Origin of the sequence: Pseudomonas tolaasii NCPPB 2192 (assembly GCF_002813445.1) — a bacterium.
Classification (GTDB): domain Bacteria; phylum Pseudomonadota; class Gammaproteobacteria; order Pseudomonadales; family Pseudomonadaceae; genus Aquipseudomonas; species Aquipseudomonas tolaasii.
In genome coordinates, this window is the sequence record NZ_PHHD01000001.1 from 6,286,965 (window position 1) to 6,300,390 (window position 13,426).

At 58.8% G+C, this 13,426-nt stretch carries 13 protein-coding genes; 3 read left to right on the plus strand and 10 right to left on the minus strand.

Annotation, left to right across the window (positions count from 1 at the left end):
- The first annotated feature begins 81 nt into the window (after positions 1–81).
- Entirely contained in the window at positions 82–498 is a 417-nt protein-coding gene (locus tag ATI14_RS28615) for an OsmC family protein (RefSeq protein WP_016974677.1), read from the plus strand.
- 64 nt (positions 499–562) lie between these two features.
- Entirely contained in the window at positions 563–1,423 is an 861-nt protein-coding gene (locus ATI14_RS28620; RefSeq protein WP_016974678.1) for a pirin family protein, read from the plus strand.
- Between the two features lie 60 nt (positions 1,424–1,483).
- On the opposite strand, the gene ATI14_RS28625 is transcribed toward ATI14_RS28620, so the two are convergent.
- From ATI14_RS28625 to ATI14_RS28640, 4 genes are all read right to left on the minus strand, one after another.
- The gene (locus tag ATI14_RS28625) at positions 1,484–2,206 is read right to left on the minus strand and encodes a dienelactone hydrolase family protein (RefSeq protein WP_016974679.1); all 723 of its coding nucleotides are present in this window, start codon (positions 2,204–2,206) and stop codon (positions 1,484–1,486) included.
- A gap of 66 nt (positions 2,207–2,272) precedes the next feature.
- Complete coding sequence (gene htpG / locus ATI14_RS28630) at positions 2,273–4,177, minus strand: molecular chaperone HtpG (protein WP_026083304.1); 1,905 nt, start codon at positions 4,175–4,177, stop codon at positions 2,273–2,275.
- Positions 4,178–4,266: 89 nt separating this feature from the next.
- Positions 4,267–4,719: a PaaI family thioesterase gene (locus tag ATI14_RS28635; protein ID WP_016974681.1), complete on the minus strand. Its 453-nt coding sequence runs from the start codon at positions 4,717–4,719 to the stop codon at positions 4,267–4,269.
- Positions 4,716–5,192, minus strand: a complete 477-nt coding sequence (locus tag ATI14_RS28640; RefSeq protein WP_016974682.1) for a PaaI family thioesterase — start codon at positions 5,190–5,192, stop codon at positions 4,716–4,718. Before ATI14_RS28640 ends, ATI14_RS28635 begins: the two co-directional genes overlap by 4 nt.
- A gap of 156 nt (positions 5,193–5,348) precedes the next feature.
- Between ATI14_RS28640 and ATI14_RS28645 the strand changes: the two genes are divergently transcribed.
- Positions 5,349–5,606: a hypothetical protein gene (locus ATI14_RS28645; protein ID WP_016974683.1), complete on the plus strand. Its 258-nt coding sequence runs from the start codon at positions 5,349–5,351 to the stop codon at positions 5,604–5,606.
- A 93-nt stretch (positions 5,607–5,699) separates the two neighbouring features.
- Here ATI14_RS28645 and ATI14_RS28650 read toward each other — a convergent pair whose 3' ends face one another.
- The 6 genes from ATI14_RS28650 to odhB all read right to left on the minus strand — a co-directional run bounded on the left by ATI14_RS28650 (position 5,700) and on the right by odhB (position 13,418).
- Positions 5,700–6,440, minus strand: coding sequence for a DUF599 domain-containing protein (locus tag ATI14_RS28650; RefSeq protein ID WP_016974684.1), 741 nt, complete (start codon positions 6,438–6,440; stop codon positions 5,700–5,702).
- 220 nt (positions 6,441–6,660) lie between these two features.
- Positions 6,661–7,974 (minus strand): branched-chain amino acid transport system II carrier protein, encoded by a 1,314-nt coding sequence (brnQ, locus tag ATI14_RS28655; protein ID WP_016974685.1) that lies wholly within the window; start codon positions 7,972–7,974, stop codon positions 6,661–6,663.
- Between the two features lie 429 nt (positions 7,975–8,403).
- Entirely contained in the window at positions 8,404–9,285 is an 882-nt protein-coding gene (gene sucD / locus ATI14_RS28660; RefSeq protein ID WP_003172813.1) for a succinate--CoA ligase subunit alpha, read from the minus strand.
- Positions 9,285–10,451 (minus strand): ADP-forming succinate--CoA ligase subunit beta, encoded by a 1,167-nt coding sequence (gene sucC / locus ATI14_RS28665; protein WP_003190011.1) that lies wholly within the window; start codon positions 10,449–10,451, stop codon positions 9,285–9,287. Before sucC ends, sucD begins: the two co-directional genes overlap by 1 nt.
- A gap of 204 nt (positions 10,452–10,655) precedes the next feature.
- Positions 10,656–12,092: a dihydrolipoyl dehydrogenase gene (gene lpdA, locus ATI14_RS28670; RefSeq protein WP_016974686.1), complete on the minus strand. Its 1,437-nt coding sequence runs from the start codon at positions 12,090–12,092 to the stop codon at positions 10,656–10,658.
- A gap of 99 nt (positions 12,093–12,191) precedes the next feature.
- Positions 12,192–13,418: a 2-oxoglutarate dehydrogenase complex dihydrolipoyllysine-residue succinyltransferase gene (gene odhB / locus ATI14_RS28675; RefSeq protein WP_016974687.1), complete on the minus strand. Its 1,227-nt coding sequence runs from the start codon at positions 13,416–13,418 to the stop codon at positions 12,192–12,194.
- Positions 13,419–13,426: the final 8 nt, after the last annotated feature.

Sequence of the window (13,426 nt, forward strand, 5' to 3'; positions counted from 1 at the left end):
CGGCAAAAAACGCGGAACACCAGAGTGCCAGCATGCTCTATAACTGCATGACCTTCTTTCTGCCACCGTGTGAGGTTTGCCATGCCTGTTACCGTCAATACCCTGAACCACGACAACTTTCGTCACAGCGTGAACATCAATAACCACGAACTGTTCACCGACCTGCCCAAGAGCCTGGGCGGCGACGATTCGGCGCCCTCGCCCCACGATTATTTCGACGCCGCGCTGGCCTCGTGCAAAGCGCTGACCGTCAAACTCTATGCCCAGAAGAAAGACATCCCCCTCACCGGCGTGACCGTGGAAGTGACCCACGACAGCACCGAGGAGCAGAAAGGCAAGTACAAGCTCAACGTCAAGCTGACCCTCAAGGGCGTGCTCACCGACGAACAGCGCGACGAGTTGCACCGCGTAGCCGACCGCTGCCCGGTGCACAAGCTGATGACCACGGCTGAAGTGACCATCGAAACAAAACTGTCCGAAGGCGCATTCAGCCAATAACGCCAACCGCCTGTCGAGCGGGTTATGCTCAGTCCTACCCAACCCGCTCAGACAGGGATGCCCCATGACCACCGTGATCCGCCCCCGCCCCGAAGATGTCGAAGGCCAGCCTATCCTGCGCCCGCTGCCCTCGCGTGAATGCCGCAGCGTCGGGCCTTTCGTGTTTTTCGACCACATGTTGCCGACACGTTATGCCCCCGGCAGCGGCATGAATATCCGCCAGCACCCGCATATCGGGCTATCCACCCTCACCTACCTGTTTGAAGGCACCTTGCAGCACAAGGACAGCCTGGGCTCGGACCAGGTGGTAGAAGCCGGCGACGTCAGTTGGATGACGGCCGGCAGTGCGATTGCCCACGTTGAACGCACCCCCGAGGCGGTCAAGGCTCGTGGGTTTAGCCTGCACGGGCTGCAAGTGTGGCTCGCGTCCCCCAAGGATCACGAGACCGGGCCGGGGCATTACAGCCACCACCCGGCAGCGAGTCTGCCGGTGAGCAACAATCTGGGTGTGCAGATTCGCCTGATTGCCGGTAACGGCTTCTGCCTCAAATCGCCGGTGCCGGTGCTGTCGCCCACGCTTTATGCGCACGTGCACATGCAGACGGCCACCACGCTGCTGATCCCCGATGAGCATGAGGAACGGGCGGTGTATGTGCTGGAAGGCGAGGCTCAGCTTGATGGTGAAGCGCTGGCGGTGCATACCCTGGTTGTATTGCCTGCAGGCCAGGAAATGACGCTGTTCGCCGAGGGCGATTGCCATTTGGTGGTTTTCGGCGGTGCGCCGCTGGATGGGCCACGGCGGATCAACTGGAATTTTGTCGCAAGCGACCCTGCGGTGATTGAGCAGGCCCGGAAGCGCTGGGCGGCCGGGGATTGGCCGACGGTGCCGGGTGAATCTGAAAGGATTGAGTTGCCGGCGAGGTAGTCATCGCGGGCAAGCCCGCTCCCACAAAATGTGGGAGCTGGTTTGCCTGCGATGGGGCCATCAGACCTTGAACACTTCATCCAGCAAGTCATGCATCGACTTGAACGCGCGCTTGGCGGTCTTCTCGTCGTACATCATCTTGCCCGGCATATTCGCGTGCGGGTCGGTGAAGGAATGCACCGCACCGCCGTAGCTCAGCAATTGCCAGTCCACACCCGCTGCATTCATTTCAGCTTCGAACGCCGGCAGTTGCTCTTTTGGCACCAACGGGTCGGAGGCGCCGTGCAGCACCAGCACCGAGCCCTTGACGTGTTTCGCGCCGTCCGGGTTCCGGGTATCGATGGTGCCGTGGAACGACACGGCCGCCTTCAGCGGCGCACCGGTACGCGCCAGTTCCAGCGAGCAGAAACCGCCAAAGCAGAAACCGAAGGTCGCCAGCTTCGAGGTATCCACCTCGGCCTGGGCCTTGAGTTGCTCGAACGCCGCTTGCAGGCGCTTGAGCAACTGCGGGTTGTCATTTTTCAATGGCATCATCGCGGCGCCGGCTTCATCACCATTCGACGGGCGCACGGTCTGCCCGTACAGGTCGGCGATCAGCACCACATAGCCCTTGGCGGCGACGCTTTTGGCAATGTCTTCGGCACCCGCACTCACCCCCATCCAGTTCGGCGCCATCAGCAGGCCCGGCAGCGGGCCTTTATGGCTGGCATCGAACGCGAGGCGGCTTTCATAAGACTGGCCATCAATCTGATAGACCACGGAACGTACAGTGACTTGGCTCATCATTTACTCCAGTTGAGGTGCACTAGAACGAAAAAACCCGCCGAAGCGGGTTTTTCTACAACGGTGTCAGACCGACAGTTCCACCAACAGCTTGTTCAGTCGGCGCACGTAGGCGGCCGGGTCTTTCAGGCTGTCGCCGGCGGCCAGGGCCGCCTGGTCGAAGAGGATGTGCGACAGGTCGCCAAAACGCTCTTCGCTTTGCTCGCCGTCGAGTTTCTCGATCAGCGGGTGAGCCGGGTTGAACTCGAAGATCGGCTTGGAATCCGGAACCTTCTGGCCGCTGGCTTCGAGGATCTGGCGCATCTGCATGCCCAGGTCCGCTTCGCCGATGGCCAGGATCGCCGGGGAGTCGGTCAGGCGGTGGGAAACCCGTACTTCGCTGACAGCTTCGCCCAGGGACGCCTTGATACGCTCCACCAGACCTTCTTTGGCCTTGGCGACTTCTTCGGCTTCTTTCTTCTCTTCTTCGGAGTCCAGGTTACCCAGGTCCAGGTCACCACGGGCCACGTCGACGAAGGATTTGCCGTCGAACTCGTTGAGGTAGCTCATCAGCCACTCATCGATGCGGTCGGTCAGCAGCAGCACTTCGATGCCTTTCTTGCGGAAGACTTCCAGGTGCGGGCTGTTCTTGACCTGGGCGTAGGTTTCGCCGGTCAGGTAGTAGATCTTGTCCTGACCTTCCTTGGCACGTGCCAGGTACTCGGCCAGGGAAACCACCTGCTCGCCGCCCTCTTCATGGGTTGAAGCGAAGCGCAGCAGGCCGGCAATTTTTTCCTTGTTGGCGAAATCTTCTGCCGGGCCTTCTTTCATGACCTGGCCGAAGTTTTTCCAGAAGCCCTTGTATTGCTCAGGCTCGTTTTTCGCCAGTTTTTCCAGCATGTCGAGCACGCGCTTGGTCAGCGCCGACTTCATGGAGTCGATGATAGGGTCTTTCTGCAGGATTTCCCGCGACACGTTCAGCGACAAATCGTTGGAGTCGACCACACCCTTGATGAAGCGCAAGTACAGGGGCAGGAAAGATTCCGCCTGGTCCATCACGAACACGCGCTGTACGTAGAGCTTGAGGCCTTTCGGCGCTTCACGCTGGTACAGGTCGAACGGCGCACGCGCCGGTACGTAGAGCAGCGAGCTGTATTCCAGCTTGCCTTCGACTTTGTTGTGGCTCCAGCTCAGCGGGTTCTCGTAGTCGTGCCCGATGTGCTTGTAGAACTCCTGGTATTCCTCGTCCTTGATTTCGGTACGCGGACGGGTCCACAGGGCGCTGGCGCGGTTGACGGTTTCCCACTCCTGCGCAGGCTGCTCTTCGCCTTCGGCAGCGGCCTGTTCTTTCGGCAGCTCAATCGGCAAAGCGATGTGGTCGGAATACTTTTTGATGATGTTGCGCAGGCGGTAGCCGTCAGCGAACTCATCTTCACCCGACTTGAGGTGCAGCACGATACGGGTACCGCGGTCGGCCTTGTCGATAGTGGCGATTTCGAATTCGCCTTCACCTTTGGAAGACCAATGCACGCCTTCGCCGGCAGCGAGGCCGGCACGGCGGCTGAACACTTCAACCTTGTCGGCCACGATGAAGGCCGAGTAGAAGCCCACGCCGAATTGGCCGATCAGGTGCGAATCTTTTTTCTGGTCGCCCGACAGGTTCTTCATGAAATCTGCGGTGCCGGACTTGGCGATGGTACCCAGGTGGGTAATCGCGTCTTCGCGGCTCATGCCGATGCCGTTGTCTTCGAGGGTGACGGTCTTGGCGTCCTTGTCGAAGCTCACACGGATTTTCAGTTCGGCGCCACCTTCCAGCAACTCAGGCTTGGACAGGGCTTCGAAGCGTAATTTGTCGACAGCGTCAGAGGCGTTCGAGATCAATTCGCGAAGGAAAATTTCCTTGTTGGAATACAGCGAATGGATCATGAGGTGCAGCAGTTGCTTCACCTCGGTCTGGAAGCCCAGGGTTTCCTTTTGAGTTTCCACACTCATGGTCATCAAACTCCAATTGGATGGCAATGGCCGCGCCCTTGAGGGTTGGCGGCGGGTTGTCATCAAAGTTGGGGGCTAAGACAGGGATTTCAAGGGCGCACCGACTCCTCAATCTTGAAATGTGCGCGAGCGGTGGCAATCGGTTCGGCCGCAGTGCTTTGCCACGCGGTGATTGCCACATTCGCCACGCGCCGGCCCTGGCGCCACACCTGGCATTTGGCGTAGGTGTCGCGAAACTGGCCGGCGCGCAGGTAATCCAGGGAGAAATCGATGATTTTCGGGACACCAGGCGAACCGGTAAAGACCAGCAAATGCAGTGCCGCGGACAGCTCCATGAAACCTGCAATCACCCCGCCATGGAGCGCCGGCAAAATTGGGTTACCAATGTTGTCCTTGTTGGCGGGCATCTTGAACAGCAGCTCATCGCCAAGCCGGGTGCATTCAATGCCGATCAGTTTGGCGTAGGGAATAAGGTCCAGCAGGGCTGTGTAATCCCCGCGCGCATGGGCTTGTTGGAGGCGGGTTTTGAATCGGTGCGTCATGCCCGGTCTCCCTTGATGGTGCTGCCCAGCCCCTGCGTGCCTTTGAGCCGCTTGCCCATGCGCATGAAAGTGCCGACTACGTGGGCAATCGGCTGCTGCGGGTCGTCCTGGTAGGCAAAGCCGCGTGTGAAGATCACGTCGGTGGTGACGCGGTAGCATTGGGCGAAGCCATACACGGGTTTATGCGGTTCGGCGGGATGCATGTAGTCGACGCGCAGGTCGAGGGTGGGGCACACCTCGAACTCCGGCAACACGCACAGGGTCGCCATGCCGCAGGCGGTGTCCATCAGGGAAGTCAGGGCGCCGCCATGAATCACGCCGGTCTGCGGGTCTCCGACGATGGATTCGCCATAAGGCAGAAGCAGCGTCATGCCCTCTTCGTTCGCCGCATGAACGCAAACACCCAGCACCTGGCAATGGCGCAAAGCTGAAACAAAGCGTGTGGCACGCTCTAACAAAGGGTTTTCGGTCATTGTTTGCAGACTCTTATTAGTGTGATTTCGGCTGAAAGTGACTACCCAGGAAAGTTCCTTTTCAAAAACCTTTATATATCTGTTGGAAAAAAGGAACTAATGCTGGCCCCTCAAGCTCGAAAGGCCAGTAGATATATCCATAAGGAGAAACACCCCATGCGCAAGACTCTCGCTATTTCCATGATGCTGGCCGCTGCCCTCGGTCTCGCTGCCTGCGATAAAAAATCCGAAGACAAAGCCCAAGATGCTCAATCGCATTCTGAGCAAGCTCAGAAAGACATGGCGAAGGCTCAGGATAAAGTGAACGACGCAGCAAAAGAAAACGCCGATGCTGCCAAAGCTCAGGCTGATGCGAACGCTGAAAAAGCAAAAGAAGACGGCACCGCTACTCCAACAGCACCTGCCAAGCCTTAATAGCCTGGCCATTGCTGCAAAAAAGAAAGCCCGCTTATATAGCGGGCTTTCTTTTGTCTGCGAATTTACAAAGCCGGACTAAGACCGCTCCGGTCAAGATGCCACGTCTTTAGTCGGCTCCCCCACTGGCATATCGGTCGGTGTGTAGACCATCACCTGCAATACGTCGGAATGAAACTCCCGGCGATACAGCACCAGCACAACACCACTACTCATCAACATGAATAGCCAGGGGCTGACAAACCAGGCGAGCATGGTCATGCCGAAATAATAAGAACGCAGCCCAAAGTTGAATTGGTTGGCTGCCATCGAGATAACCCGCGCCGCCCGCAGTGCAAACGCGTTGCGCTCCTGCTCCGACACATGCCGCTCCCCCACCATCGGCGCCGAACCCACCAGCACGGCCGCAAAATTGTATTGGCGCATGCACCAACTGAACGTGAAGAACGCGTAAACAAATACCAGCGCCAGGCACAGCAATTTGATTTCAGACATGCCCTGGGACGCCTGCTGCACCATGGGAATGTCTGCCAGCAATGACACGGCGCGCTCGGAAGCGCCCAGCACGGTCAGAATACCGGCGAGGATGATCAGGGTGCTGGAGGCGAAGAACGAGGCGTTGCGCTCCAGGTTGCCGATCACACTCGCGTCGGCGATGCGGTTGTCACGCAGCAGCATGCGGCGCATCCAGTCTTCACGGTACAGGTGCAGCACGCTGGCCAGACACGCGGTGTCACGGGCTTTCCAGGTGGCATAACGGGTGTAGCCGCCCCAGCAGAGGGCGAACCAGAAGGCGGCGAGCAGGTGGATTTGGTTGGTTTCGACGAACGACATGCGGGTCCTTATAGAAGGTAAATGCGATCCCAATGTGGGAGCTGGCTTGCCTGCGATGCCGGTAGAACAGGCCACTCAGCGGTGACTGCATAAACGCCATCGCAGGCAAGCCAGCTCCCACACTGACCGTGTTCCAACTTTAGAAGGTGTAGCGTCACACACATAAAAAATGCCCCGTATCGATTGATACGGGGCATTTCGGTACAGCGTCGAAGCCGTGTTACGCGATCGCTTCGCTACGCTTGCCCAGCATCCGGTCAATCACCACCGCAACCACCAGGGTCATCACCGACGGCACCAGCCACGCCAGGCCCTGCTCGCTGAGCGGCAGGTGCGCCAGTTGCGCCGGCATCCAGTCCGCCAGCCCGGCGCCCTTGAGCGCGTCGATGCAACCGAAGATAAACGACACCAGCATCACCGGCCCGACGATCCGGCCTTGCTCCTGCCAGAAGTCTTTGCAGAAGCTCAGGGCTACCAGCACGATGCACGGCGGGTAGATGGCGGTCAGCACCGGGATCGAGAACGCGATCAGCTTGGTCAGGCCCAGGTTGGACACAAACAGCGAAAACAGCGCCAGGATCACTACCAGGGTTTTGTACGACAGCGGCAGGATCCGGCTGAAGTACTCGGCGCAGGCGCAGGTCAGCCCCACGGCAGTGACAAGGCAGGCCAGGGAGATCAACACGGCCAGGAAGCCACTGCCCAGGGAGCCGAAGGTATGTTGCACGTAGGCGTGCAATACCGCTGCGCCGTTGCTGGCACCGGCGGCGACCGCATGGCTGCCCGAACCGAGGCGGAACAGGCTGATGTACACCAGCGCCAGGCCAATACCGGCAATCAGGCCGGCAATGATGGCGTAACGGGTGATCAGCTTCGGTGATTCAACACCACGGGAGCGGATCGCGTTGACGATCACGATACCGAACACCAGCGCGCCAAGGGTATCCATGGTCAGGTAACCATTGATAAAACCCTGGGAGAACGGCGCAGCCACATATTCCGGGGTAGCGACACCCACCTCACCCGCCGGCAAGGCAAATGCGGCGATGCCAAGAATGGCCAGCGCGATGATTTTCAGCGGGGCCAGGAAGCGACCCACAGTGTCCAGCAGCCGCCCCGGGTACAGGGAAACGAAGAACACCACCAGGAAGTACACCGAGCTGTAGAGGAACAGCGCCAGCGGGCTTTCGCCGGTCAGCGGCGCCAGGCCCACTTCAAAGGACACGGTCGCGGTACGCGGAGTGGCGAACAGCGGCCCTACCGCCAGATACGCCGCCGCCGCAAGCAGGCCGCCGGCGATCTTGCCGATCGGGCTGCTCAACGCGTCCATGCCGCCGCCGACCTTGGCCAGGGCGATCACGGTAACCACCGGCAAACCCACTGCGGTGATCAGGAAACCCAATGCCGCCATCCAGACGTGAGGCCCGGACTGCAAACCAACGATAGGCGGGAAGATGATGTTGCCGGCGCCCACGAACAGGGCAAAGGTCATAAAGCCCAACGCCAGGATGTCCTGGCTTTTCAACACTTTCATTTGAGGAAATACCACACTACTGAATCGGAATTTAGAGAGGGCTTCCCTATGGATGAGGGAAATGCTGCCGGCCCTTTTGGGAGCCGACCGGTCTAGCGCGAGGCTTCCTTTTGGGATGCGCACGCATAAAGAGGCGGACAGGTTACAGACATTGGCTGACGAACGCACTGTTGCGGGGCGAACTGTCCGATAAGCGACATCTTCATGTCGCGTTTTCATACTTAACTTGGCAATACGCTCTACTGTGGGAGCTGGCTTGCCTGCGATGCAGCCACCTCGGTCTTCCATTTACACCGCGGTGATGCCATCGCAGGCAAGCCAGCTCCCACATTGTACCGAGTACCCTTCCGAAAATGGGTATACCCGAAACGCACAAAGGCCACCCGAAGGTGGCCTTTGTGTTGGTATGGCGTCAGTTAAGCACGAAGCTTACTTGACAGCCCAACCGGTCAGCTCAGCCAGGGCCTTGCCGATGTCTGCCAGCGAACGCACGGTTTTAACACCTGCGTCTTGCAATGCAGCGAATTTCTCGTCTGCAGTGCCTTTGCCGCCAGAGATGATTGCGCCAGCATGGCCCATGCGCTTGCCGGCAGGGGCAGTCACACCAGCGATGTAGGAAACAACCGGCTTGGTCACGTGTGCCTTGATGTAGGCAGCCGCTTCTTCCTCAGCCGAACCGCCGATCTCACCGATCATCACGATCGCTTCGGTCTTCGGGTCTTCCTGGAACAGCTTCAGGATGTCGATGAAGTTCGAACCCGGGATCGGGTCACCGCCGATGCCGACGCAAGTCGACTGACCGAAACCGGCGTCAGTGGTCTGCTTCACAGCTTCGTAGGTCAGGGTGCCGGAACGGGAAACGATACCGACTTTGCCTGGCAAGTGAATGTGACCTGGCATGATGCCGATCTTGCATTCGCCTGGAGTGATCACGCCTGGGCAGTTAGGGCCGATCAGGACTACGCCCAGCTCGTCGCACTTAACTTTGGCGTCCAGCATGTCCAGGGTAGGAATGCCTTCGGTGATGCAAACGATCAGCTTGATGCCGCCGAATGCCGCTTCCAGGATGGAGTCCTTGCAGAAAGGTGCTGGAACGTAGATCACGCTGGCGGTGGCGCCAGTGGCAGCTACAGCGTCTTTCACGGTGTTGAACACTGGCAGACCCAGGTGCTCGGTGCCGCCTTTGCCCGGAGTTACACCACCAACCATCTTGGTGCCGTATTCGATGGCTTGCTGGGTGTGGAAACTACCTTGCGAACCGGTAATACCCTGGCAGATAACTTTGGTGTCTTTATTGATCAGGACGCTCATTACTTGCCCTCCGCAGCTTTAACAACTTGTTGAGCAGCGTCGGTCAGGCTGGTAGCCGCGATGATGTTCAAACCGCTTTCTGCCAGTACTTTAGCGCCCAGTTCAGCATTGTTACCTTCAAGGCGAACAACAACCGGGATTTTAACGCCGACTTCTTTCACTGCACCGATGATGCCTTCGGCAATCATGTCGCAACGAACGATGCCGCCGAAGATGTTAACCAATACTGCAGCGACGTTGGAGTCGGACAGAATGATCTTGAACGCTTCGGTCACGCGTTCTTTGGTAGCACCGCCGCCCACGTCGAGGAAGTTGGCTGGTTTGCCGCCATGCAGGTTGACGATGTCCATGGTACCCATGGCCAGGCCGGCACCGTTGACCATGCAACCGATGTTGCCTTCCAGCGCTACGTAGTTCAGTTCGAACTTGGCAGCGTGCGCTTCGCGCGGATCGTCTTGCGACGGATCGTGGAAAGTCTTCAGCTTGGGCTGACGGTACATGGCGTTGGCGTCGATGTTGATCTTGGCGTCCAGGCAGTGCAGATCGCCGTCAGCCTTGATCACCAGCGGGTTCACTTCCAGCAGGGCCAGATCGTGATCCTGGAACAGTTTGGCCAGACCCACGAAGATCTTGGCGAACTGGGCAACTTGCTTGCCTTCCAGACCCAGCTGGAAAGCCAGCTCGCGACCCTGGAATGGCTGAGCGCCAACCAGTGGATCGATCGTGGCTTTCAGAATTTTTTCTGGGGTTTCGTGAGCGATCTTCTCGATGTCCACGCCACCTTCGGTGGAAGCCATGAACACGATGCGACGGCTCGAACGGTCAACGACAGCGCCCAGGTACAGCTCTTTAGCGATATCAGTGCACGATTCAACCAGGATCTTGGTGACTGGTTGGCCATTGGCATCAGTCTGGTAAGTCACCAGACGCTTGCCCAGCCACTGCTGTGCGAAGGCCTTGGCGTCTTCTTTGCTGCGAACCAGCTTGACGCCGCCCGCTTTACCGCGACCACCGGCGTGGACCTGGGCTTTGACAACCCACTCGCTGCCACCGATTTTGTCGCAAGCTTCTGCTGCTGCTTCCGGGGTGTCTACTGCGTAGCCCTTGGAAACTGGCAGGCCGTATTCAGCGAACAGCTGCTTACCCTGATACTCGTGAAGATTCATGCTTTTTACCGTCTTCGTTAGGTACTGCGCATTCGGCGCTGCGCTCATTATGAGTGCCGCGCCACCTGTGACTGCTGCTTGCACAACTTGCGGGGCTTAATGCCCGTAAAGCTGCGCAAGACTGCGTCCGGCGGATATTCCGCGGTGAGTCTTGCGCGCAAGGCTCACGACGGGCAACTCCGCCGTGGTTTCTTATTATCTCGCTTAGCGCTTCTTGCGGTTGGCGATGTGGATGGCGCCGCCATTCACTGCCAACGCTGCTTCGTGCAACGCTTCGGACAGGGTCGGATGGGAGAAGACCATCATGCCCAGGTCCTCGGCACTGGTGCCGAATTCCATACCGATTGCGCCTTGCTGAACCAGTTCTGCAGCGCTTGGGCCAATCACGTGGACGCCCAATACGCGGTCAGTCTTGGCATCAGCGATGACTTTGACAAAACCACCGGTGTCGTTGGCTGCCATGGCACGGCCAGAAGCGGCAAACGGGAAGGTGCCGACGTTAACTTCAACGCCTTCAGCTTTCAACTGCTGTTCGTTCTTGCCGACCCATGCAATTTCCGGGTGGGTGTAGATAACCGATGGGATCAGGTCGTAGTTCATCTGGGTTTTGTGGCCCTTGATGCGCTCGACAACCATGATGCCTTCTTCGGAAGCCTTGTGCGCCAGCATCATGCCGCGCACCACGTCGCCGATGGCGTAGACGCCAGGCACGGTGGTCGCGCAGTGATCGTCAACGTGGATGAAACCACGCTCGTCGATGTTCACGCCGCTGTCGGAAGCCAGCAGGTCGGTGGTCACCGGGCGGCGACCCACGGCTACGATCAGCTTGTCGAAGGTGATGGTTTTTTCGCCATCTTTGTCGGTGTAGTTAACAACGACTTCTTCGCCATTAACTTTCGAGCCAGTTACGCGAGCGCCCAGCTTGATGTCCAGACCTTGCTTGGTCAGGGTTTTCAGCGCTTCTTTGGACACTGCGGTGTCGGCAGCCAGCAGGAACGTGTCCAAAGCTTCCAGAACGGTCACTTCAGCACCCAGGCGGGACCATACCGAACCCAGTTCCAGACCGATCACGCCAGCGCCGATCACGCCCAGACGTTTTGGAACCGATTGGAATTCCAGGGCGCCGGTCGAATCAACGATCACGTTGTTGTCGACTGGAGCGGGTGGAATGTCGATCGGGCGCGAGCCTGGTGCCAGGATCACGTTTTCGGCTTCGATCACTTCAACCGAACCGTCCGGCTTGGTGATTTCAACTTTCTTGCCGGCCAGCAGTTTGCCGTGGCCTTGCAGGGAAGTGACGCCGTTGGCCTTGAACAGGGTGGCAACGCCGGAAGTCAGGCCTTTAACGATGTTGGCTTTACGGCCGACCATTGCTGGCACGTCCATGGTCACGCCAGCATGGTTGATGCCGTGGATCGCGAAACCGTCTTGGGCTTCGTGGAATTTCCAGGAGCTGTCCAGCAGCGCCTTGGAAGGAATGCAGCCAACGTTCAGGCAGGTACCGCCCAGCGCCAGTTTGCCTTCCTTGTCGGTGTATTTTTCGATGCAAGCAGTCGAGAGGCCCAGTTGTGCGGCCTTGATGGCGGCAACGTAGCCGCCAGGACCTGCACCAATCACTACAACGTCAAATTTCTGCGACATGAAAATAGTTCCTCTATTTAGCAGCAAGCTTTCAAGCCGCAAGCCCGGGGTCAAGCCGCCTCATCCGGCAGTTCGCCCCCAGGCCTGCAGCTGCTTCTATCAGATATCCAGCAGCAGACGAGCCGGGTCTTCCAGCAGGTTCTTGATGGTCACCAGGAAAGTCACGGCTTCTTTACCATCGATCAGGCGGTGATCGTACGACAGCGCCAGGTACATCATCGGGCGGATCACGACTTGGCCGTTGATGGCCATCGGACGCTGGATGATGTTGTGCATGCCCAGGATCGCAGCTTGCGGCGGGTTGACGATCGGCGTCGACATCATAGAACCGAAGGTACCACCGTTGGTGATAGTGAAGGTACCGCCGGTCATCTCGTCGATGGTCAGCTTGCCGTCACGGGCTTTCTTGCCGAAGGTGGCGATGCCGCCTTCGATTTCAGCCAGGCTCATCAGCTCGGCGTTACGCAGAACCGGAACCACCAGGCCACGGTCGCTGGACACGGCAACGCCGATGTCTGCATAGCCATGGTAAACGATGTCGTTGCCGTCGATCGACGCATTGACTGCCGGGAAGCGTTTCAGCGCTTCGGTGGCCGCCTTCACGAAGAACGACATGAAGCCCAGGCGCACGCCGTTGTGGGACTTCTCGAACAGGTCTTTGTACTTCGAACGCAGGGCCATGACTTCGGTCATGTCGACTTCGTTGAAGGTGGTCAGCATCGCCATGTTCGATTGTGCTTCAACCAGGCGCTTGGCCACGGTGGCACGTACACGGGTCATCGGAACGCGCTTCTCGGTGCGGTCGCCGGCAGCGAACACAGGCGCAGCGGCAGCCGGGGCAGCAGCCTTGGCAGGTGCGGCAGCCGGAGCGTTTTTCTTGGCTTCAACTGCAGCAACCACGTCTTCCTTGGTGATGCGACCGTCTTTGCCGGTGCCTTTGACGGAAGCCAGGTTGATGCCGTTCTCTTCAGCCAGCTGACGGGCAGCCGGTGCAGCGATCGGGTCTTCAGCGCCAGCAGCCGGAGCGGCTGCTGGAGCAGCGGCGGCGGCGGCCGGTGCAGCAGCGGCAGGAGCAGCGGCAGCAGCACTGCCCTCTTCGATCGAGCCCAGAACCTGGTTCGACAGAACGGTAGCGCCTTCTTCGGCAACGATTGCGCCCAGTACGCCGTCAGCTTCAGCCAACACTTCCAGAACGACTTTGTCGGTCTCGATGTCGACGATCAGGTCGTCACGCTTTACAGCGTCGCCTGGTTTCTTGTGCCAGGTGGCAACGGTGCCATCGGCAACCGATTCCGGGAATGACGGGGCTTTGATTTCGATAGCCATTATCTGTG

Bases quoted from the DNA above. Each gene is read 5' to 3' on its own strand.
- ATI14_RS28615 (WP_016974677.1), top strand. From the start codon at position 82: ATGCCTGTTACCGTCAATACCCTGAACCACGACAACTTTCGTCACAGC.
- ATI14_RS28620 (WP_016974678.1), top strand. From the start codon at position 563: ATGACCACCGTGATCCGCCCCCGCCCCGAAGATGTCGAAGGCCAGCCT.
- ATI14_RS28625 (WP_016974679.1), bottom strand. From the start codon at position 2,206: ATGAGCCAAGTCACTGTACGTTCCGTGGTCTATCAGATTGATGGCCAG.
- htpG (WP_026083304.1), bottom strand. From the start codon at position 4,177: ATGAGTGTGGAAACTCAAAAGGAAACCCTGGGCTTCCAGACCGAGGTG.
- ATI14_RS28635 (WP_016974681.1), bottom strand. From the start codon at position 4,719: ATGACGCACCGATTCAAAACCCGCCTCCAACAAGCCCATGCGCGCGGG.
- ATI14_RS28640 (WP_016974682.1), bottom strand. From the start codon at position 5,192: ATGACCGAAAACCCTTTGTTAGAGCGTGCCACACGCTTTGTTTCAGCT.
- ATI14_RS28645 (WP_016974683.1), top strand. From the start codon at position 5,349: ATGCGCAAGACTCTCGCTATTTCCATGATGCTGGCCGCTGCCCTCGGT.
- ATI14_RS28650 (WP_016974684.1), bottom strand. From the start codon at position 6,440: ATGTCGTTCGTCGAAACCAACCAAATCCACCTGCTCGCCGCCTTCTGG.
- brnQ (WP_016974685.1), bottom strand. From the start codon at position 7,974: ATGAAAGTGTTGAAAAGCCAGGACATCCTGGCGTTGGGCTTTATGACC.
- sucD (WP_003172813.1), bottom strand. From the start codon at position 9,285: ATGAGCGTCCTGATCAATAAAGACACCAAAGTTATCTGCCAGGGTATT.
- sucC (WP_003190011.1), bottom strand. From the start codon at position 10,451: ATGAATCTTCACGAGTATCAGGGTAAGCAGCTGTTCGCTGAATACGGC.
- lpdA (WP_016974686.1), bottom strand. From the start codon at position 12,092: ATGTCGCAGAAATTTGACGTTGTAGTGATTGGTGCAGGTCCTGGCGGC.
- odhB (WP_016974687.1), bottom strand. From the start codon at position 13,418: ATGGCTATCGAAATCAAAGCCCCGTCATTCCCGGAATCGGTTGCCGAT.